This is a genomic window from Mycobacterium sp. E2238 (genome assembly GCF_001672665.1).
GTDB lineage: Bacteria > Actinomycetota > Actinomycetes > Mycobacteriales > Mycobacteriaceae > Mycobacterium.
Genome location: NZ_LZKF01000191.1, coordinates 61,214 through 80,595, shown reverse-complemented (window position 1 = coordinate 80,595; position 19,382 = coordinate 61,214). Strand labels below are relative to the sequence as shown.

Sequence of the window (19,382 nt, the reverse complement as noted above, 5' to 3'; positions counted from 1 at the left end):
GCGTGCGTAACTTTTCGAGGCGCCGTCTCGTCGTCATTCCTGAGCACGGATCCGACGCCCATGACGAAGGAGAACCATGACAGACGCCAAGCTGTACGCAGGCTGGTGGTCTCGCGACGCTAACCAGCGCTGGCCCCGGGTAGTCGCCCGTGCTACCAGCACCACGCTGGCGATCCTGGCGGTGGCTCAGGCCGCACTGGCCGGCAGTTTCCTGGGCGGGCAGTACAACGCACTGATGCTGCACTCAGTCGGCGCCAAAGTGACCACGGTGCTCTCCGTCGTGCAGGTGGTTGTGCTGGTGATCGTCAGCAGGACAGGCGGGCCGCGGTGGCCGGTAGCGGTGGGTACGCTCGTGACGATTCTCTTCGTCGCCGAGTTCGCCTCGGGTGAATTGCGGCTGACGGGCCTGCACGTTCCGCTCGGAGTTCTGCTGATTGCCGGAATCCTGCAGCTGACCGCGTCGGTTTGGCGCCTGCCGCTGACCGCACTCCCTCTCGCGGAACAGCAGGACGTGACTCGGTGAATCGACGCAGCGCGTTGCGGTTGGGCGCCGCCGCGGCAGGGATCGGGGTTGTGGGCGCCGGCTGGCCACTGTCCAGCACACTGCTGGGCTCCGCCGAGTCGGGGCGACTGATGCGCAGTGAGACCAAACTGCCTGCCCGTTACCAAGTCCCGCTGCCGATCCCGGAACAATTGACGCCAGTCAGCACCGATGCTCACACCGACTACTACGAGATCACGCAGCAGGTCACGCAATTACGCATCCTGCCCGAGATGACCACCGCGGCATGGACTTACAACACGAGCTTTCCCGGCCCAACTATTGCATCGCGGTCCGGCCGACGCACCGTCGTGCGGCACCGCAACGCTCTGCCGGTGCCGGTGGTGGTACACCTGCATGGCGGGCACACCCCACCGGACCACGATGGGTACCCGACCGATTTCATCCTGCCGCAGGCCGGTCAACCGGCCGCAATGGACATGGCGCGCAACGGCGTTGTTGGGCAACGTGATTACGTCTATCCGCTGGATCAGCGAGCCGCAACGTTGTGGTACCACGATCACCGCATGGGCTACACCGGTGCCGCGGTGTGGCGCGGGCTGGCCGGATTTCACCTGGTTCACGACGACGAGGAAGACGCGTTGCCGCTGCCTCGCGGCTTCCGGGATATCCCGCTGATGATCGCCGATCGTGCGTTCGCCGCCGATGGTTCGTTCCGGTACCCGGCCGCTGACCCCGGTGGGGTGACGGGCGACTACATGAACGGCGTCCTGGGCGACGTCATCCTCGTCAACGGTGCGCCATGGCCGGTGTTGCAAACCGATCCTGCCCGCTATCGCCTGCGGCTACTCAACGCATCCAACGCCCGTCGCTATCGCCTGCAATTGGACCCGCAGCCGCCTGGAGGGGCGGCACTGGTGCAAATCGGCAGTGATGGCGGATTGCTCGCGCGGCCGGTAAGCCATGACTTCATCGACATCGCTCCGGCCGAACGTTTCGAGGTTGTCGTCGACTTCGGCCGCTATCAGCGTGGAACAAGCGTGCGCCTCCTCAACCTGTTGGGTACCGGAAGCGCCGCCGAGGTCATGCGGTTCGACGTCGTCGGCAGCGACCGTTCCGATGATTCAGCGATCCCCGAGCGGCTCGGCACCAGCGCCCCCCTCGGCCGAGAGCAAGTCGTGGCCACCCGGACCTTCCTCTTCCGCCTAGGCAGAAGAGGCGTCTGGACGATCAACGACCTGCCGTATCAACCGGGCCGGCCGCTGGCGCGCCCCAGGCTCGGCACGACAGAAATCTGGCGGTTGATCAGCGAGTTCCACCATCCCGTTCATGTGCACCTGAACTCCTTCCAAGTGCTCTCCCGCAACAACCGCGCGCCCGGACGTTTCGACGGGGGCTGGAAAGACACCGTCGACGTCCGCCCGGCCGAGACCGTGGAAGTCCTCACCCGCTTCACCGACTACGCTGGCTCCTACCTGCTGCATTGCCACAACCTCGAGCACGAAGACATGGCCATGATGGCCGACTTCCTGACCATCGCGTAACCGCTGGATGACGGCACAGGCACAAAGCTGGGCCTGAGCCCGTGAGAGGCCTATGGTCTGGCGGTATGGCGCTCAACGTGGAGATGATCACTTTCGACTGCCGGGATCCCGCGAAGCTGGGCGGATGGTGGGCCGAGCAGTTCGGTGGTACGACGCAGGAATTGCTCGCCGACGAGTTCACCGCGGTGAGTTTGTCCGAAGGACCCCGCCTCGGATTCCAGAAGGTGCCCGACCCCACGCCCGGGAAGAACCGCGTGCATCTCGACTTCGGCGCCGCCGACGTTGATGCCGAGGTGTCTCGGCTGATAGCCGCCGGGGCCACCGAGGTGGGCCGGCACGAATTCGGCGAAAATTTCCGCTGGGTGGTGCTGGCAGACCCCGAGGGCAATGTGTTCTGCGTCGTCGGTCAATAGCCCCCGCGGCCGCCCCACGGCCACGTCACCGCAGCCCTAGACTGTCTGGCGTGACAGTCTCCGGGACGAGCGCCCGCACCCAGGCGATCGACACCGTCGAGCGCGCCGCTGCCAGCCCCGACCAGCCGCAGCCGTTCGCCGAACTCGGTCTCAAAGACGACGAGTACCAGCGAATTCGTGAGATCCTCGGCCGCCGACCCACGGACACCGAGCTGGCGATGTATTCGGTGATGTGGAGCGAGCACTGCTCGTACAAGTCGTCCAAGGTCCACCTGCGCTACTTCGGTGAGACCACCACCGACGACATGCGCGCCGGCATGCTGGCCGGCATCGGCGAAAACGCCGGCGTAGTCGACATCGGCGACGGCTGGGCCGTCACGTTCAAAGTGGAATCGCACAACCATCCCTCCTACGTCGAGCCTTACCAGGGCGCGGCGACCGGCGTCGGCGGCATCGTCCGCGACATCATGGCCATGGGCGCGCGGCCGGTCGCCGTGATGGACCAGCTTCGGTTCGGGGCCGCCGACGCGCCGGATACCCGCCGGGTGGTCGACGGGGTGGTCCGCGGGATTGGTGGCTACGGCAACTCGCTCGGATTGCCCAACATCGGCGGCGAGACCGTCTTCGACGCCTGCTACGCCGGCAACCCATTGGTCAACGCCCTGTGTGTGGGCGTGTTACGCCAGGAGGACCTGCACCTGGCGTTTGCCTCGGGCACCGGAAACAAGATCATCCTGTTCGGCGCGCGCACCGGTCTCGACGGCATCGGCGGGGTGTCGGTGCTGGCGTCGGAAACCTTCGACAGCGAAGGGTCCCGCAAGAAGCTGCCCTCGGTGCAAGTGGGCGACCCCTTCATGGAAAAGGTGCTCATCGAGTGCTGCCTCGAGCTCTACGCGGGCGGCCTGGTGATCGGCATCCAGGACCTCGGTGGCGCCGGATTATCCTGCGCGACTTCGGAATTAGCGTCGGCCGGAGACGGCGGAATGGCGATCGAGCTCGACGCCGTCCCGTTGCGGGCCAAGGACATGACGCCCGCGGAGGTGCTCTGCAGCGAGTCGCAGGAGCGGATGTGCGCGGTGGTGGCGCCGGACAACGTGGACGCTTTCTTGGCGGTGTGTCGTAAATGGGAGGTGCTGGCGACGGTGATCGGCGAGGTCACCGACGGTGACCGGTTGCGGATCACCTGGCGCGGGGAGACGGTTGTCGACGTGCCGCCGCGCACCGTGGCACACGAGGGGCCGGTGTACCAGCGGCCTGTCGCCCGGCCCGAATCACAGGACGCCCTGAACGCGGACCGGTCAATGAGCCTGCCGCGCCCGGCGACGGGAGAGGAGTTGCGCGCGACTTTGCTTGCGCTGCTTGGCAGCCCACACCTGTGCAGCCGTGCCTTCATCACCGAACAGTACGACCGCTATGTGCGCGGCAACACCGTGCTGGCCGAGCACGCCGACGGTGGTGTGCTTCGCGTCGACGAGACCACCGGCCGCGGCATCGCGCTCTCGACCGACGCGTCCGGACGCTACACGCTGCTCGATCCGTATGTCGGAGCCCAACTCGCGCTGGCCGAGGCCTACCGCAACGTCGCCGTCACCGGCGCGACTCCCGTCGCGGTGACCAACTGCCTCAATTTCGGCTCTCCGGAAGACCCCGGCGTGATGTGGCAGTTCTCGCAGGCGGTGCGGGGACTAGCGGATGGCTGTGCGGCCCTTGGTATTCCGGTCACCGGCGGCAACGTCAGCTTTTACAACCAGACGGGGTCGGCAGCGATTCTGCCCACGCCTGTGGTCGGTGTGCTCGGTGTGCTCGACGATGTCCGCCGGCGCATCCCCACCGGTCTGGGTGGCGAACCGGGCGAGACCCTGATGCTGCTGGGCGATACGCGCGATGAACTCGACGGTTCCATCTGGGCGCAGGTGACGGCCGACCACCTGGGTGGGCTGCCGCCCGCGGTCGACCTGGCGCGCGAGAAGTTATTGGCTGAGGTGCTGACCGCGGCCTCCCGCGATGGGCTGGTGTCGGCGGCGCACGACCTGTCCGAGGGCGGGCTCGCGCAGGCGATCGTGGAGGCCGCCCTGGCGGGCGAAACCGGTTGCCGCATTGTGCTTCCCGAGGGTGCCGATCCGTTCGTCACGTTGTTCTCCGAGTCAGCGGGCCGGGTCCTGATTGCGGTGCCACGCACCGAGGAGAGCCGGTTCCGGGCGATGTGTGAGGCGCGGGGGCTGCCCGCGGTGCGCATCGGCGTCGTCGACCAGGCCTCGGACGCGGTGGAGGTTCAGGGCCTGTTCACGGTGTCGCTGGCCGAACTGCGCGAGACGTCCGAGTCGGTGCTGCCCCGCCTCTTCGGATAAGTCCCGCCGGCGAATGCTGATGGGCCAAAACGGTTTTCGCCGGGCAGGTGCGTTCTCATTGGCCGCCGCCCTGGTCGGCTGGAGCTTTGTCGGCCCGCGACTACCCGCCGCTTGGCGCGTCGCGGTGCAGGCCGGAGCGGCCGGCTTGCTGGTGCTGGTGACGCGTGCTCCGCTGGGTTTATCTCCGCCGCGGCTTTGGGTGGGGTTGCGGCTGGGGTCGGCGGCCGGCGCGGCGGCGGCGAGCGTGATCGCGGCTACGACGGCGCTGCCGTTGGTGCGGGCATCGATGGCCGAGCGGGAGCCGCCCGGATCGGTGCCCGCCTGGCTGCTGCTGCGCATTCCCGTCGGGACCGTGTGGGCCGAGGAGGCCGCGTTCCGGGCGGCGCTGACCGTTGTCGCTTCCGGGGCATGTGGCAGGCCCGGCGGAAGGTTGTTGCAAGCGGCGTGCTTTGGGCTCTCCCACGTCGCAGACGCGAGGTCGGCGGGCGACCCGGTGATGGGCACCGTTTTGGTGACGGGCATCGCGGGCTGGTTATTCGGTTGGCTGGCAGAGCGTTCCGGCAGCCTCGCCGCGCCGATTTTGGTGCACCTGGCCATCAACGAGGCCGGCGCGATCGCCGCGCTCGGCGTGCGGCGGCGTCACGGGTTGATGGTGTAGTCGCCCAGCTGTCGACCCCACACATGCTCGACGAAAAGCGGTGAACCGAGTTCAAAGTGGTTGTAGGGGGCCATGCTTGCGCCGGTGTCCATCACCAGAAACGGCGCCGGCCACAGCTCGCGGGTGATTGTCTGCCAACAGCCCGGCATGCCGCCGGGGCCGCCCCTGGCGTTGGTTCGGGGCAGATTCTCCGGCCAGATGTACGGATTGGGCGCGCCGGCGATTGCGCCCGCTGCGTGCGCGCCCAACGAGTAGCCGTTGTCGCCGAGGGCGTTGTGGATCTTGGGTCCGACCTCGTTGAAATTGCGGATGGTGCAGAAGATTTCCGGGCTGTATTCATCAAGCAGCTGGCTGGAGCTCACCAGATCGGCCGCCCCCCGCGCCAGGTATGGTCCGCCGCGGCCGAATACGTCGGCGCCCGCGCCGCCCAGGCCGGCCGCCGCCAGCAGCGCGGCATCCAGGTCGCCTTGCTGGCGGTTGAGCGCACGCGCCGTGGTCACCGCGTGGTCCAGCGCGTCCCACAAGTCCGGCGAGGCGTTGGCGTACGTGTCGCCGAGCGCGGCCAATCGCCGGATGTCGCCGCGGATTTCCCGCATCTGGGAATTCACGTCGTCGAGGATCGTGTTCCCGTTGACCACAGAGTCGCCGAACTTGTCGCCCAACCCCGTCAGGGCTTGCGCGGCCGCGCTGAGCGTCAGATTCACCTTGACCGGGTCGACTTTCTCCGCGATCGAGATGAGTGTCTCGAACACGGTGTTGAACTCGGTCGTCACCGACCTCGCATCGATCACGGTTGACGGCGTGATCGCTTGGGCCGCGGGCTGAGGCGGCGAGTTCAACGCGACGTATTTATTGCCGAAGACCGTGGTGGCCTTGATGGCCGCCGCCACGTTGGCCGGAATCATCGCGACGTATCGGGGTGTGATATCCAGGACCACCTTGGCGGCCGGCTTGCCGTCGCGGGTGATCTCGGAAATGCTCGCCACCCGGCCGATCTGCACCCCGTTGTAGGTGACCTTGGATCCCGGATCCATCACCAGTCCGGCCCGGGTGGCGACCATGGTGAGCTTCGTCATCGGCGTGAGATCGCCACGGAACTGTAGGTACAGGAGCGACCCGGCCAAACCCATGATGATGACCGTCACGAGGCCGACGGTCTTGTACGGTGGCCCGCGCCGCAAGCGACGACGCTCCATGAGTTTGAGACCCTAGGGTATGGCCGCCCGTGAAAAGGCCGATCCGGCAAAGACTCGGCAGGCCGTGTTGGCGGTGGCGGAGTGGTTACGCGACGAATCCCTGCCGGACCCCGACCGCGAGAGTCTTGCCGCGGCCGTCCGACTCACCGCGCGCACTCTGGCCGCCGTGGCGCCCGGCGCCAGCGTCGAGGTGCGTATCCCACCCTTTGTCGCGGTGCAATGCGTCGCGGGGCCCAGGCACACCCGGGGCACGCCTCCCAACGTCGTGGAGACCGATCCGCGGACGTGGCTGCTGCTGGCGACCGGGCTGCTGTCTTTCCAGGAAGCGAAGGACGCCGCTGCGCTGAGCCTTTCCGGCGCTCGGGCGGGTGAGATCGAGCACTGTCTGCCCTTGTTCGATGTCGGCTGAATCGTAACCCTGAACTGCAGGTTTAGAGTCAGCTGCGGGAATTTTCGCCCCTCAACACGCGCTGTTAATTCGCGGTCGCGGGCGTCGGACCCGTAGACTCCGTTACGTCACCAACCGTTCCCCAGGGAGCCCCCCAATTGTGACCGACCAGGAACCCGAGCAGGACCTCAACTCGCCTCGTGAAGAGTGTGGTGTATTCGGGGTCTGGGCCCCGGGCGAAGACGTCGCAAAGCTCACCTATTACGGCTTGTACGCCCTGCAGCATCGCGGGCAGGAAGCCGCGGGCATCGCCGTCGCCGATGGATCGCAGGTCCTCGTCTTCAAGGACTTGGGCTTGGTCAGCCAGGTGTTCGACGAGCAGACGCTCGCGGCGATGCCGGGCCATGTCGCCATCGGGCATTGTCGCTACTCCACCACGGGCGACACCACGTGGGAGAACGCGCAACCGGTGTTCCGCAACACCGCCGCCGGCACCGGCGTCGCTCTAGGGCACAACGGAAACCTGGTCAACACCGCCGAGCTCGCCGCCCGCGCCCGCGATGCGGGCCTGATCGCCCGCCGCGCGCCCGCCCCGGCCACCACGGACTCCGACATCCTGGGCGCGCTGCTGGCCCACGGTGCGGCCGACTCCACGCTGGAGCAGGCGGCCCTGGACCTGCTGCCAACCGTGCGCGGTGCGTTCTGCCTGACGTTCATGGACGAGAACACGCTGTATGCGTGCCGCGATCCGCATGGGGTGCGGCCACTTTCGCTCGGACGTCTGGATCGCGGCTGGGTGGTGGCCTCCGAAACGGCGGCCCTCGACATCGTCGGCGCGTCGTTCGTGCGCGACATCGAGCCGGGCGAGTTGCTCGCGATCGACGCCGACGGGGTGCGCTCCACGCGTTTCGCCAACCCCACCCCCAAGGGCTGCGTCTTCGAGTACGTCTACCTTGCGCGTCCGGACAGCACGATCGCCGGCCGGTCCGTGCACGCCACCCGGGTGGAGATCGGTCGCCGGCTGGCCCGTGAATGCCCGGTCGACGCCGACCTGGTGATCGGGGTCCCGGAGTCGGGCACCCCGGCCGCGGTGGGATACGCGCAGGAGTCCGGCATTCCGTACGGGCAGGGCCTGATGAAGAACGCCTACGTTGGGCGGACCTTCATCCAGCCGTCCCAGACCATCCGCCAGCTCGGTATTCGGTTGAAGCTCAACCCACTTCGCGAGGTCATCCGCGGCAAGCGGCTCATCGTCGTCGACGACTCGATCGTGCGGGGGAACACTCAGCGCGCGCTGTTGCGGATGCTGCGCGAGGCCGGTGCCGTCGAAGTCCACGTGCGCATCGCGTCGCCGCCCGTGAAGTGGCCCTGCTTCTATGGCATCGACTTCCCTTCGCCGGCCGAGTTGATCGCCAACGCCGTGCAGGACAAAGAGGAGATGCTCGAAGCCGTGCGGCACGCCATCGGTGCAGACACCCTCGGCTACATCTCGCTGCGTGGCCTGGTGGCGGCGTCCGAGCAACCCGCGTCGCGGCTCTGCACCGCCTGCTTCGACGGCAAGTATCCGATCGAACTGCCCGAGGAGACGGCCTTGGGTAAGAACGTCATCGAGCACATGCTCGCCAACGCCGCCCGCGGAGCCGGTCTCGACGATCTGGCACCCGACGAAGTGCCGATCGTCCACTGACGGACGTCCGGCGCGCCCCTTCCACGACGTTTGATAACGGCGGTCGGCGGCGCCCGGTAGCCTTTATCGCGATGACGGATCCCGGAAAAAGCCCCGGACGAAGCCCGGGCACCCACGGCATCACCTACGCGTCGGCCGGGGTGGACATTGAGGCCGGCGACCGCGCCGTTGAAATGTTCAAGCCGCTTGCGACGAAGGCCACCAGGCCCGAGGTGCGGGGCGGCCTCGGTGGGTTCGCCGGGCTGTTCGCGTTGCGCAACGACTACCGCGAACCGCTGCTGGCGGCCTCCACCGACGGGGTGGGAACGAAGCTGGCGGTCGCCCAGGCGATGGACAAGCACGACACCGTCGGCCTGGACCTGGTCGCGATGGTGGTCGACGACCTCGTGGTGTGCGGCGCCGAGCCGCTGTTCCTGCAGGACTACATCGCGGTGGGCCGGACGGTGCCCGAACGCCTCAGCGCGATCGTCGCGGGTATCGCCGAGGGGTGCGTGCGCGCCGGCTGCGCGCTGCTGGGCGGGGAAACCGCCGAACATCCCGGCCTGATGGAACCCGACCACTACGACATCTCGGCGACCGGTATCGGCGTCGTCGAGGCCGACGACGTGTTGGGTCCCGAACGCGTCAAACCCGGCGACACCATCATCGCGATGGGCTCCTCCGGCCTGCATTCCAACGGCTACTCCCTGGCGCGCACGGTGCTGCTCGAGATCGACCGGATGAACCTGGCCGGGTATGTCGAAGAGTTCGGCCGCACCCTCGGCGAGGAGCTGTTGGAGCCGACCCGGATCTACGCCAAAGACTGCCTGGCGTTGACCGCCGAAACCCATGTCCGCACGTTCTGCCATGTCACCGGCGGCGGGCTTGCCGGCAATCTGCAACGGGTCATCCCGCACGGCCTGGTCGCCGAAATCGACCGCGGGACTTGGACGCCCGCTCCGGTGTTCGCCATGATCGCCCAGCGTGGCCGGGTGACACGCGAGGAGATGGAGAAGACGTTCAACATGGGCGTGGGCATGGTCGCCGTGGTCGCCCCCGAGGACACCGACCGGGCCCTGGCCATCTTGACGGCCCGCCACTTGGACTGCTGGGTGCTGGGAACCGTCTGCAAAGGCGGCAAAGAGGGCCCGCGGGCAAAGCTCGTCGGACAGCACCCGAGATTCTAAAAGCCGGGAGCGGGGCTAGCGCCGTGCCGAAGCGAGTGCCATCGGCATCGCGGCGTCAGTTCTAGCGACGCCAGTCGTCGCTGTCTGCCCAGGAGTCGGCGACGCCGTCGTCCTCCAGCTCGGTGGAGTCGCCGGCACCCGTTCCTGCCAGCTCTTGCTGAAGCCGCTGGAAGTCGGTCTGCGGAGAACTGTATTTGAGTTCTCGAGCAACCTTGGTCTGCTTTGCCTTAGCCCGGCCGCGGCCCATGGGGGAACCCCCTCGCGCAATAACGGAGCGGCCCGAATCAGGCGGCTCCGATCTCCTGGTGTCGTTATTGTCCTGCCGACAGTTTACCGTGCCTTACGGTCGGGCGTCGGTGCCCCCTGCCGCTGTGGCGGACGTCATTCACAATTATCTCGCACCGCCCCGCAAGCGTTCAACGGCCAGCCGTCCCGCGCCGATCTGTTCCGTGGCCGGCAGCGAATCGGCGTCGATCACCGCAGCGACCGAAGCCTGCGGGCCGGTCGCCAATTTCGTGTCCGCGGGCACCCCACGCTTGATGAGCGCCAGGGCCACCGGCCCGAGGTCCACGTGATCCACCACGGTGCCAAGACGACCGACCACGCGACCACCCGCGAGCACCGGGTCGCCCGTCGAGGGCCGCTCGACCGAGCCGTCGAGGTGCAACAGCACCAGCATCCGGGGCGGTTTACCGAGGTTGTGCACCCGCGCGACGGTCTCTTGGCCGCGATAGCAGCCCTTGTCCAAGTGGACGGCGCCCTCACCGGGACCGCCGATCCACCCCACCTCATGCGGAATCGTCCGCTCATCGGTGTCGACGCCCAACCGCGGGCGCAGCGCCACCACCCGGTGTGCTTCGTAGGCCCACACCCCCGCGGGTCGCAACCCCGCCTGCACCAAGCGGTTTTGCCAGCCGGCGGACTCGCCGCGCGGGACCACCAAATCCAGTTCGATTCGGCCGGACGGACCGCCGGGCATACGTCGCACAAAGCCTCCGCCGGCCACCGGGATCGCCGTCAGCTCGGCGGGCAGGGCGTCCACGCCGAGCGCATCGAGCACCGCCCGGTCGGATAGGCCCGGGCCCAACAACGGAAGCACCGCCATGTCGGCGGCAGCCGGAGTCACGTCGGACCAAAAGACCATCTTGCGCAGGTAGTCCAGCAGCGGTTCGCCCCGCCAGGGTTCGGTATCCAGGTAGGTGGTGCCGCCGAGTTCGGTTTGGACCCAGTGGTCCTCGACGCGGCCCTGACCGTCAAGGCTGAGGTTCTGGGTGCTGGCGCCCTCCGGGAGGTCGCTGACGTGCTGCGTGGAAATGCTGTGGAGCCACTTCTGGCGATCGTTGCCGGTCAGGGTGAGGACCGCCCGGTGCGAGCGGTCTACCACGACTGCAGCGGTTTCGGCCGCGCGCTGCTCGCCCAGGGGGTCGCCGTAATGCCAGACGGCGCCCGCGTCGGGTCCGGCATCGGGTGCAGGCACTGCAGTCATGGGTCAACTCTACGGACCCCTTGCCGCCCGCCGACGAGCGTGCGGCCACCCTCACATTCGCGGCTAGGCTTTACCTTCATGGCAGGGCAGGCGGGTGTCATCGTCACGCTGGACGGCGCGATTCATCCGCCGGACGCGCCGCTGCTGCACGCCGACGATTTGGCGGCGGTGCGCGGCGACGGCATCTTCGAGACTCTGTTGATCCGCGACGGCAGACCCTGTCTGGTCGAGTCCCACCTGCAACGGCTGACCCAGTCGGCGAGGTTGATGGACCTACCCGAGCCGGACCTGCCGAGCTGGCGCGATGCGATCGGGCTGGCCACTCGGCAGTGGGTCGCGGACACCGCTGACGAAGGCGCGATGCGCCTGATCTACAGCCGCGGCCGGGAGGGCGGGACGGAGCCGACCACCTATGTGATGGTCAACCCCGTCCCCGAACGAGTGACGGCGGTTCGGCGCGAGGGCCTGGCCGCGGTGACGTTGGACCGCGGACTGCCCTCGGCCGGTGCCGACGCCATGCCGTGGCTGCTGGCCGGCGCCAAGACGCTGTCCTACGCGGTCAACATGGCCGCGTTGCGTCATGCCGCCCGACAAGGCGCCGGTGACGTGATCTTCGTCAGCTCGGACGGCTACATCCTGGAAGGGCCGCGCTCGACCGTGGTGATCGCGACGGAGGCCGGTGGGGACCTGTGTCTGCTCACGCCGCCGCCGTGGTATCCGATTTTGCGCGGCACCACGCAACAGGCCCTTTTCGAGGTGGCGCGGGCCAAAGGGTACGACTGCGATTACCGCGCGCTGCGTCCCACCGATCTCCATGCCGCGCAAGGGATCTGGCTGGTCTCGAGTATGACGTTGGCCGCCCGCGTGCACACCCTCGACGGTCGGCCGCTGCCCCGGTCACCGTTGGCCGCCGAATTCGCCGCACTGGTCGACTCGGCGATCGTCAGCGATCGCTAAGCGCTGAATTGTGTTGTCGGCTTGCGGAATCCCGGGTACGGTCGGCCGTACACAAGAAGGGAGGTGGTCCGAGAATTGATAGCTTCATGGACATGTGAGGTGGCTGCGCGCTAGCAGCAGTGGCTTTCGAAGAGCCGGCGATATACGCGCGCTGGCGAATTCCCCGTAGCCGCCCGGCCCCCGAGCTTCCGGTCTGTCCAACCAGGAGCCTTGCTCGGGGGCCGCTCCATATCTGGAGTGGTTACTGGCCCACCTTCGCGGCTATCTGCCCGGCGAGTTTGCCCGCCTGACCGGTCTCGGCGTCGGGGCCGCACAGCAGCAGGTCGACGACCACACTGGACACCGCGTGCAGCGCGTGGTGGCAGATCCGGGTTCCGTCCGCTTGGGTCCGCGCCTGGAAGATCCTCGGTACGGTCCCGGTCACCTCACCAAAGGTCCACCCGTAGGACTTGCCGTTGAAGTTCACCGTGATCTGCTGTCCGGCGCACGCCTTCCACTTGTCCGCGGACCCCTGCACGAACGCGGTCGCCTTGTCGGGCGACGAGAACTGTACGACCGCTTCGTAGAGCCGGTGCGGCGGGTTTTCGCCGGCGGTGTGCACGGCTTGCCCGCTCACCGCGGTGTAGCCGTCCGCCCCCTTGTAGGACGATTCCTCGATGGGTTCGTATGCGCCCTTGCAGTCCGGATTGGACAGCGTCGCCCGCAGGTTGCGCAGTTGTGCGGCCTTTTCGGAAACCACCAGGTTCGGGTCGCCCACGACGGCGCCGACGTCGGCGGGGCCGAGCAGATACGAGTCCAAGTTTGAGGCGTTGCCGGCGGCCGGGGCGCTGGGCGCCGCCGAACTGGGGATGCCGCCGGCTTTCGGGGACGGCTTCGTCTTGCCTCCCTGCATGGTCAATACGACGGCGATCACGATCGCCGCGATGACCGCCGCAGCCGCGCCGCCGAGGATCATCAGCCTCTTTCCGGACCCGCCCGCCGCGGTGGGCGCGGCGGCCTTCGGCAACGGACCGGTGGGCGATGCTGGTGCGGCGGGCTGCGGTGCGGCAGGGGCCGGGGTCGTCGTCTCCGACGGTCCCCCGGACGAACTGTCCCTGGCCTCGATCTCGGCCAGCACGTTGTCGATTTCGGTGCGGGTGCGGTAGGTGACGTCGTGGCGCAGGCGCAGCATGCGCAACAGCTGCCCGATGTCGCCGCGGGCGCTGGGGTCGTCGCCGTCCTCGTCGAGTCCCTGCCTCAATTCGATCAAGAGCTGGGTCTGTGCCTGCGGGCTGAGCTCTTTTTCGGCGAGGGTGTCACCCAACCGGGTGATGTACCCGAACGGCACCGGCGGCTCTTCGGGCAGCGGGTCCGGCAACGGCACCGGCTTGCTTTGCAGTGCGTGTACGGCGGTTACGAGTTGGATGCCGGCGTCGACGGTCGGGTCCCGGTAGTCGATGATCTGCAATGCCGCAAGGGGATTCACGCGCATGCTGTCGACGTCACCGATGCGCACGGGAAGGATCGGCCGGTTCAGTGCCCTCGCGTACCGCAACTCGGCCTGGCTGGGTTTGGACTGCAGCCAGTTGTTGGACAGCGCAACGATGAACACGTCGCACGAGCGGACCTGCTCGAGGATCTTGTTCCACCACGATTCACCGCCGCCGAGCTCCTGGTCGAACCAGACCTGTTGCTGCGCGCGCCGAAGCGCGGCCGTCAGAGCGTCGACCGCCGCCCTGTCTTGGCTCGAGTAGCTGATGAACAGCGGCATCACGGTCTCCTACGGGGAGGCGTAGCAAACAAACGGCGAAATCGGCGCACCCGGCTATTGGGCATGCGCCGATACCGTATCAGTGCTGGGCGGTGTCAGACGGCGCAAATTCGCGCCTATCCGGGGCGACGGCTGAAACCTAAGCTTGGGCGCCGCCAACCGCCGAAGCGTCCTCGGGAGGGTGGAATTCGGCATAGCGACGCGCGAATTCTGCGCCGGGAACCGGCCACTGCTCGCCTGTGGATCCCCGGACGACCCAGTCGCCCTCCGCCGCGGTGGTCGGCCCTTCCAATGTGTTCACCGTCTCGCCCGGGTAGGCAGGACGGGCCTGGACGCGCCCTTTGCGCTGCCAGCGCCCGTCGCCGGCCGGCTCGTAGGAATCCCGGAAGATGTCGTCGCGAACCGACCACACCCGGCCGTCTTCCTGGATCGCCCAGTCACCGGCGTCGGCGCGCATGGTGTGGCCCGAATCCGACGTCCACGTCCATGGGGTGCTTCGCTGTTCGGCGGCCACCGTCCCTACCCGGGTGAAGGATCGCCAGAGCGGGCGCGACCGGAAGCCAAGCTGGCGCAGGCTCCACAACGTGGCCGCCAGGCTGCGCACCGCGGCACTGAGTAACTCGGGATCGCTCTCGACCACCGACCAGTCGACCAGCTTGTTATGGATCTTGCGCGAATCGTCGCGCGGCGAACCGTATTTCCAACCGTTGTGGCGGTAGTAGCGGCACCAATCCTCGTGCTCCGCGCGGGCCATGCTCATCGCCGAATACTGATCGAAGCCCATCAGGGCCAGCTGTTCCAAGGGAGGCAGCCCCGCCATCTCGTTGCCGGACAGCTGGGCGGGCGGGCTGCCCCACGTATTCCAGGTGTGGCCCGCGATCTGCTCGACCATCCACAGCGCATTGCGCACTTGACGCCGATTGGACCCCCGGTAGAACTCATTGAGCTCGGCCCAGGGCATCGTCGCCGGGGAGCGTGGCGCGGCCGCGTCGATCGTCGACACATAACGCTCGTGGATCAGCCTCGCCGCGCGCTCCCAGGCGTCCTGCGCCTGGCCTTCCTGGGTGTCCAGCACCAACGAGTACGACTGCAACCGGCCGACGACCTGAATCGAGTCGTCACTGATGCTGGTGTTGAGGTCCGAGGCGTAGATGGGCATGTCGGGGAAGCGGGCCGCGAGCCGCGCGGCGGTCGTCGCGGCGCGGGAGTCCACGAAGATCACGGCACTGGTCGCGGGGTCGACATCACCGATCAGCTTCAGCATGGTCGGGACCGTCGGCGACTCGGCCGTGGCATCGATGGCCGGTCCCTCCGACATGAATCCCGCCTGCTGCCGGTAGAACTCGTGATCCGCCAGGTACTCCTGGGCGTCCCTTTCGACCAGCGTGAGCGCGGGCAACGGCGCCACGGCCGGCGGGGTGTAGAAGTCGCGTTCCAACGCGCGCTGGGTCAGGTAGGCACACAGCGCGAGGGTCAATTGCGAAGAGCCGCAGACGAATACCCGACTCGTTCGCCCCGTTGCGATGATGCCGTCGAGCAGCCTGGCCGCGGTCACCTCATACCTGCCGACCACATCGGCCGCCCACCGGATGTCCGACCCGCCGAACTGCTGGGCCCGCCAGGCCTGCGCCAGCCAGGGGTCGTCCATCCGCACGATCAGCGGCAACCGGCGCTTGTGCGCGACCTCGTCGAGCCGGCGGCCGATCTGGTTCAGCCACAACAGGTTGACCGCCGGGTCGGGCGCCATCAGGTAGAGGCGCGACAGGTGTCGCCACAACCGCAGGGACACCAGCGTGGACGGGTTGTTGAAGTCCACCAGGACCACCCGGGCGCCCTGCCTGCGTGCCCGCTGCACCCGGTCGTCGCCGGCGCCGGTGATGACGACCAGCGTGCCGCGTCGGTCCAGCGTCCGCGCGACTTCGCTGACGATCGACTGGGTGTCGCCGTCGATCCCGACGATGGCGGTGACGGAATCAGCCAGGTTGGCCCGCAGCCGGTCCACCTGGGTCCGGAATACCCCCACCACGACGCCCCCCAGCCCGGTGAAGATCGCCGACAGTGCCGCGATGCGGGCCAGTTCCAGGCCGACCGGCGTTGGGCTCGGGCAGGTGCGTCCGCTCACCGAGAAGTCGCCGGTGCCACCCTTGACCAGACTGGCCGTCGCCATCAGTGGCGTGAAGAAAGCGGGATGGTTGGCGTCGTGGCATCCCCAATAGGAGGTCAGGCCCAGGATCGCGCTCATGCCGATGAGGACGGCGATCACGGTGAACGAAACACCCACCACCCGGTGGCTGTTGTCCGAGCGGAAGGTCAGCACGCAGGCCGCGATCAGCACCGCCACGACGATCGCGAGCGTGGGCATCGATCCCGGGCGGCCGAACCAGCCGAGGGCAGGCGGCATCGCGTCGATGATCCAGGGCCACAGGTCCAGGACGCCCAGATACACGATGAGCAGCACGCCGACCGCGGTTAGGCCCCAGCGCAAGGTGGGCGAGGGTGCCCTCGTGGGACGCATCCGCCGATCTCCCTTCGCGCGGTATCGGCTGTTCGGACGTCGAACAGTACACGCAAAAGGTCGGCCGAAAGCAATGATTCCGGGGCCGGTGCACACCACCGAGTTGCCCAGGCGGGCAACAGGTCGGCGGCTATCCGGCGTACCGCGAGAGCCGCGCCGAAAGGTGGGGAACGAGGCCGCCGTCGGCGTCCACCCGTTCCTCGACGTAGGCCAGGTCGCCCTCGACGATCCCGTAGAGCCGTTTGGCGCCGCCGACCAGCACGCCCGAGCGGGAGCGGGCCAGCGCGTCGGTCACCAACTCCCACGACGACTGGGTACGGGGCCGTCCGTAGAACAGTTCCACGTAGCCGGCCGAGTGGGCCAACAGCAACTCGATGGCCTGCGACTCGGTGGGGTCGTCGGGATCGCTGACGAAGCGCCAGAAGCCCGTCTCGCGCAACCCGTGTCCCTGGAAATCGCCCGTCTCGTCGAGCCGCCACGAGCGGGATTCCCAGTTCAGGTAATCACCGCCGTCGTGCGATACCACGATCTGCTGGCCGAACCGGTAATCCCCGTCGTGCCCGCGGCCCTCGCCTTCTCCGCGCCACACACCCACGAGGGGCAGTAGCGCCAGCAGCGCGTCGTTGAGGTTGGCGCCTTCCCGCAGGTTGGCGGTGTCGGCGGGAAACGGCAGGTCGTCGAAGGCCGGAATGTTGCGGCCGGCGGTCAGCTTGGCGCGCTCGGCGGCGGCGGCCACCGCGCGATCACCGGAGCCCGGAGAACCCAGAGGTTCGTCAGAAGTCACGATTCGTCGGTGATGAGCCGGTACAGCGTGTACAGCGCGAACCATGAGATCACCACGACGGCCACCACCAGCATGATCTCGAAGAAGAGCACCACGGGGACAAGTCTATTCGCCGCGGGAGATCCCGGTCAGGCCAGCCGGGGTCTCAGGCGATCTTGACGTCCACCTCGTGGATGCCGGCGCCCGACGGGGTCACCACGGCGTTCCCGTTGCCTGCGGCCGACAACGCGCGCAGCGTCCAGGACCCCGGTGCCGCGAAGAACCGGAAGTCGCCCGTTGCCGACGCGACGACCTCGGCGGTGAACTCGTCTGACGAGTCGAGCAGGCGGACGAACGCGCCGCCGACCGCCTGGCCGTCGCTGTCCACGACGCGGCCGGTGATCACCGTTTCCTTCTCCAAGTCAACGCTGGCGGGCAGCGTCACTCCTTGTTTCGGCGCAGAGCACATATCAGCTTCCCAACTCGATCGGGGCACCCACCAGGGAGCCGTATTCCGTCCAACTTCCGTCGTAGTTCTTGACGTTTTTGTGGCCGAGTAATTCCCGGAGCACGAACCAGGTGTGCGACGAGCGCTCTCCGATGCGGCAATACGCGATCGTTTCCTTGGTGCCGTCCAGTCCGGCGTCGGCGTAGAGCTTGGCCAGCTCCTCGTCGGACTTGAAGGTGCCGTCCTCGTTGGCGGCCTTGCTCCACGGCACGTTGATCGCCCCCGGAATGTGGCCGGGCCGCTGGCTCTGCTCCTGCGGCAGGTGCGCCGGCGCCAGGATCTTGCCGGAGAACTCGTCGGGTGAACGCACGTCGACCAGGTTCTTGGCGTTGATGGCCGCGATGACCTCGTCGCGGAACGCCCGGATGCTGTTGTCCGGTGCGGCGGCGGTGTAAGAGGTGGCCGGCCGGGTGACGGTGTCGCTGGACAGGGCGCGGCCGTCGAGTTCCCACTTCTTGCGGCCGCCGTCGAGCAGCTTGACCTTGTCGTGGCCGTACAGCTTGAAGTACCAGTAGGCGTAGGCGGCGAACCAATTGTTGTTGCCGCCGTAAAGGATCACGGTGTCGTCGTTGGAGATGCCGCGCTCGCTGAGCAGTTTCGAGAATTGCTGCGCATCGACGAAGTCCCGCTTCACCGGGTCCTGCAGATCCGAACGCCAGTCCAGCCTGATCGCGCCGGGGATGTGGCCGGTGTCGTAGGCGCTGGTGTCCTCATCGACTTCGACGAAGACGACGCCGGCTGCGTCGAGATTGCTCTCGGCCCAGTCCACGGAGACCAGGACGTCGGAGCGTGCCATGCGGGGGATCCTTTCGATCGCTTTCTATGAACAGGTCATGTGGTGCGCGCGGCTCCTCGGAAACGCGCGACCAATGGGTAGAGCTGGCAACCCAGGCAGATGCCGAACGCGGCGTTCAGGAAGGCGGCGACGAGCGCCCCGGCGGTGGCGATGACGCCGGCCAAGAAGGCGCCCGCGGCGAACGCGACGACGCCCACGAGCGCGAAGATCAGGCCGACGAGTTGGGCGAACTTCAGCGGTGCGACCGGTTCGCGCTCGGTGACGGGGCCGAGCCGGGGCGCCACGGCAAGGGCGAATATCCGCCCATACGGATGCTTGCGCGGGCCGCCGACGGCGCCGACGGCGAAGACAATGGCCTGTATCCCCAGAATGACCGCCGCCGCCAGGGGGCTGGCGGCGGACACGGCGAGCGTGATCACCAGGACTGCGGTGGTAACCCAGGCGGCAAAGCGCGGGCCGCGCACGTCGACGGTGTCTGGTTGGGTTGTGGTGTTGCTGATCGGCACGGTACTACTCCTGAATTCGCCTGTTGCTGAGGGAACGAACGACGGGAGACGGGCCACGGGGAATTCCCGGGCTGCTCCGAGTGCGACGCGAAAGCGCGCGGCGACTCAGCAGCTACAGCGACAGCAACAGCCCGCGGTGCGGCACAGATCGACTGCGCGGCGTTGGGTGAGCACGGGCTCAATGCGGGCTAGCACGTCG

Annotated in this window: 19 protein-coding genes; 9 read left to right on the top strand and 10 right to left on the bottom strand. The window is 67.7% G+C overall.

All coding sequences use genetic code 11. The annotated features are described in order from the left end of the window. Window positions 1-76: 76 nt before the first annotated feature. The 5 genes from A5711_RS17500 (at window position 77) to A5711_RS17480 (ending at window position 5,465) form a co-directional block, all read left to right on the top strand. Window positions 77-523, top strand: a complete 447-nt coding sequence (locus A5711_RS17500) for a hypothetical protein (RefSeq protein WP_197500988.1) — start codon at window positions 77-79, stop codon at window positions 521-523. After that, window positions 520-2,046 (top strand): multicopper oxidase family protein, encoded by a 1,527-nt coding sequence (locus A5711_RS17495; protein ID WP_067948649.1) that lies wholly within the window; start codon window positions 520-522, stop codon window positions 2,044-2,046. The genes A5711_RS17500 and A5711_RS17495 overlap by 4 nt, the downstream gene beginning before the upstream one ends. 65 nt (window positions 2,047-2,111) lie before the next feature. Continuing rightward, window positions 2,112-2,459 carry a VOC family protein gene (locus tag A5711_RS17490; RefSeq protein ID WP_067948648.1) on the top strand — a complete coding sequence of 116 codons (348 nt, stop codon included), beginning with the start codon at window positions 2,112-2,114 and terminating at the stop codon, window positions 2,457-2,459. Between the two features lie 50 nt (window positions 2,460-2,509). Continuing rightward, window positions 2,510-4,807 carry a phosphoribosylformylglycinamidine synthase subunit PurL gene (gene purL / locus A5711_RS17485; protein WP_067948646.1) on the top strand — a complete coding sequence of 766 codons (2,298 nt, stop codon included), beginning with the start codon at window positions 2,510-2,512 and terminating at the stop codon, window positions 4,805-4,807. Window positions 4,808-4,826: 19 nt separating this feature from the next. Beyond that, entirely contained in the window at window positions 4,827-5,465 is a 639-nt protein-coding gene (locus A5711_RS17480) for a CPBP family intramembrane glutamic endopeptidase (protein WP_067948676.1), read from the top strand. On the opposite strand, the gene A5711_RS17475 is transcribed toward A5711_RS17480, so the two are convergent. After that, window positions 5,447-6,661, bottom strand: a complete 1,215-nt coding sequence (locus A5711_RS17475; protein WP_067948644.1) for an MCE family protein — start codon at window positions 6,659-6,661, stop codon at window positions 5,447-5,449. The two genes, A5711_RS17480 and A5711_RS17475, sit on opposite strands and share 19 nt — an antisense overlap. Before the next feature lie 19 nt (window positions 6,662-6,680). On the opposite strand from A5711_RS17475, the gene A5711_RS17470 reads away from it, so the two are divergent. The 3 genes from A5711_RS17470 (at window position 6,681) to purM (ending at window position 9,902) form a co-directional block, all read left to right on the top strand. Beyond that, on the top strand, window positions 6,681-7,070 hold the full coding sequence (locus tag A5711_RS17470) for a sterol carrier family protein (RefSeq protein ID WP_067948642.1): 390 nt from the start codon (window positions 6,681-6,683) through the stop codon (window positions 7,068-7,070). A gap of 139 nt (window positions 7,071-7,209) precedes the next feature. Then, window positions 7,210-8,736 (top strand): amidophosphoribosyltransferase, encoded by a 1,527-nt coding sequence (gene purF, locus A5711_RS17465; protein ID WP_067948640.1) that lies wholly within the window; start codon window positions 7,210-7,212, stop codon window positions 8,734-8,736. 71 nt (window positions 8,737-8,807) lie between these two features. Further along, window positions 8,808-9,902, top strand: a complete 1,095-nt coding sequence (purM, locus tag A5711_RS17460; protein WP_066957902.1) for a phosphoribosylformylglycinamidine cyclo-ligase — start codon at window positions 8,808-8,810, stop codon at window positions 9,900-9,902. A gap of 61 nt (window positions 9,903-9,963) precedes the next feature. Here the strand turns inward: purM and A5711_RS17455 are convergent, their stop codons facing one another. Together A5711_RS17455 and A5711_RS17450 are read right to left on the bottom strand one after the other, a co-directional pair. Next, entirely contained in the window at window positions 9,964-10,149 is a 186-nt protein-coding gene (locus A5711_RS17455; RefSeq protein WP_067948638.1) for a DUF3073 domain-containing protein, read from the bottom strand. A 144-nt stretch (window positions 10,150-10,293) separates the two neighbouring features. Continuing rightward, window positions 10,294-11,388, bottom strand: coding sequence for a folate-binding protein YgfZ (locus tag A5711_RS17450; RefSeq protein WP_067948636.1), 1,095 nt, complete (start codon window positions 11,386-11,388; stop codon window positions 10,294-10,296). Window positions 11,389-11,466: 78 nt separating this feature from the next. On the opposite strand from A5711_RS17450, the gene A5711_RS17445 reads away from it, so the two are divergent. Beyond that, window positions 11,467-12,345, top strand: a complete 879-nt coding sequence (locus A5711_RS17445; protein WP_067948634.1) for an aminodeoxychorismate lyase — start codon at window positions 11,467-11,469, stop codon at window positions 12,343-12,345. A gap of 241 nt (window positions 12,346-12,586) precedes the next feature. On the opposite strand, the gene A5711_RS17440 is transcribed toward A5711_RS17445, so the two are convergent. The 7 genes from A5711_RS17440 to A5711_RS28070 form a co-directional block, all read right to left on the bottom strand. Then, complete coding sequence (locus A5711_RS17440) at window positions 12,587-14,095, bottom strand: sensor domain-containing protein (RefSeq protein WP_067948632.1); 1,509 nt, start codon at window positions 14,093-14,095, stop codon at window positions 12,587-12,589. A 139-nt stretch (window positions 14,096-14,234) separates the two neighbouring features. Next, window positions 14,235-16,610, bottom strand: coding sequence for a hypothetical protein (locus A5711_RS17435; protein WP_067948630.1), 2,376 nt, complete (start codon window positions 16,608-16,610; stop codon window positions 14,235-14,237). A gap of 130 nt (window positions 16,611-16,740) precedes the next feature. Then, window positions 16,741-17,394 (bottom strand): FABP family protein, encoded by a 654-nt coding sequence (locus tag A5711_RS17430; protein WP_067948628.1) that lies wholly within the window; start codon window positions 17,392-17,394, stop codon window positions 16,741-16,743. A 145-nt stretch (window positions 17,395-17,539) separates the two neighbouring features. After that, entirely contained in the window at window positions 17,540-17,842 is a 303-nt protein-coding gene (locus A5711_RS17425) for a DUF1416 domain-containing protein (RefSeq protein WP_003877205.1), read from the bottom strand. 1 nt (window position 17,843) lies between these two features. Further along, window positions 17,844-18,677: a sulfurtransferase gene (locus tag A5711_RS17420; protein WP_067948626.1), complete on the bottom strand. Its 834-nt coding sequence runs from the start codon at window positions 18,675-18,677 to the stop codon at window positions 17,844-17,846. Between the two features lie 35 nt (window positions 18,678-18,712). Continuing rightward, a complete protein-coding gene (locus tag A5711_RS17415) occupies window positions 18,713-19,183 on the bottom strand; it encodes a DUF4395 domain-containing protein (RefSeq protein ID WP_067948624.1) in 471 nt (156 codons plus the stop codon). 105 nt (window positions 19,184-19,288) lie between these two features. Then, window positions 19,289-19,378 (bottom strand): Ms5788A family Cys-rich leader peptide, encoded by a 90-nt coding sequence (locus tag A5711_RS28070; protein ID WP_369806096.1) that lies wholly within the window; start codon window positions 19,376-19,378, stop codon window positions 19,289-19,291. Window positions 19,379-19,382: the final 4 nt, after the last annotated feature.

Excerpts from the sequence above, each read along its gene's own strand:
- A5711_RS17450 (WP_067948636.1), bottom strand. The coding sequence starts at position 11,388 with ATGACTGCAGTGCCTGCACCCGATGCCGGACCCGACGCGGGCGCCGTC.
- A5711_RS17480 (WP_067948676.1), top strand. The coding sequence starts at position 4,827 with ATGGGCCAAAACGGTTTTCGCCGGGCAGGTGCGTTCTCATTGGCCGCC.
- A5711_RS17500 (WP_197500988.1), top strand. The coding sequence starts at position 77 with ATGACAGACGCCAAGCTGTACGCAGGCTGGTGGTCTCGCGACGCTAAC.
- A5711_RS17425 (WP_003877205.1), bottom strand. The coding sequence starts at position 17,842 with ATGTGCTCTGCGCCGAAACAAGGAGTGACGCTGCCCGCCAGCGTTGAC.
- A5711_RS17470 (WP_067948642.1), top strand. The coding sequence starts at position 6,681 with ATGGCCGCCCGTGAAAAGGCCGATCCGGCAAAGACTCGGCAGGCCGTG.
- A5711_RS17455 (WP_067948638.1), bottom strand. The coding sequence starts at position 10,149 with ATGGGCCGCGGCCGGGCTAAGGCAAAGCAGACCAAGGTTGCTCGAGAA.
- A5711_RS17435 (WP_067948630.1), bottom strand. The coding sequence starts at position 16,610 with ATGCGTCCCACGAGGGCACCCTCGCCCACCTTGCGCTGGGGCCTAACC.
- A5711_RS17475 (WP_067948644.1), bottom strand. The coding sequence starts at position 6,661 with ATGGAGCGTCGTCGCTTGCGGCGCGGGCCACCGTACAAGACCGTCGGC.
- A5711_RS17420 (WP_067948626.1), bottom strand. The coding sequence starts at position 18,677 with ATGGCACGCTCCGACGTCCTGGTCTCCGTGGACTGGGCCGAGAGCAAT.
- A5711_RS17445 (WP_067948634.1), top strand. The coding sequence starts at position 11,467 with ATGGCAGGGCAGGCGGGTGTCATCGTCACGCTGGACGGCGCGATTCAT.
- purM (WP_066957902.1), top strand. The coding sequence starts at position 8,808 with ATGACGGATCCCGGAAAAAGCCCCGGACGAAGCCCGGGCACCCACGGC.
- A5711_RS17490 (WP_067948648.1), top strand. The coding sequence starts at position 2,112 with ATGGCGCTCAACGTGGAGATGATCACTTTCGACTGCCGGGATCCCGCG.
- A5711_RS17440 (WP_067948632.1), bottom strand. The coding sequence starts at position 14,095 with ATGCCGCTGTTCATCAGCTACTCGAGCCAAGACAGGGCGGCGGTCGAC.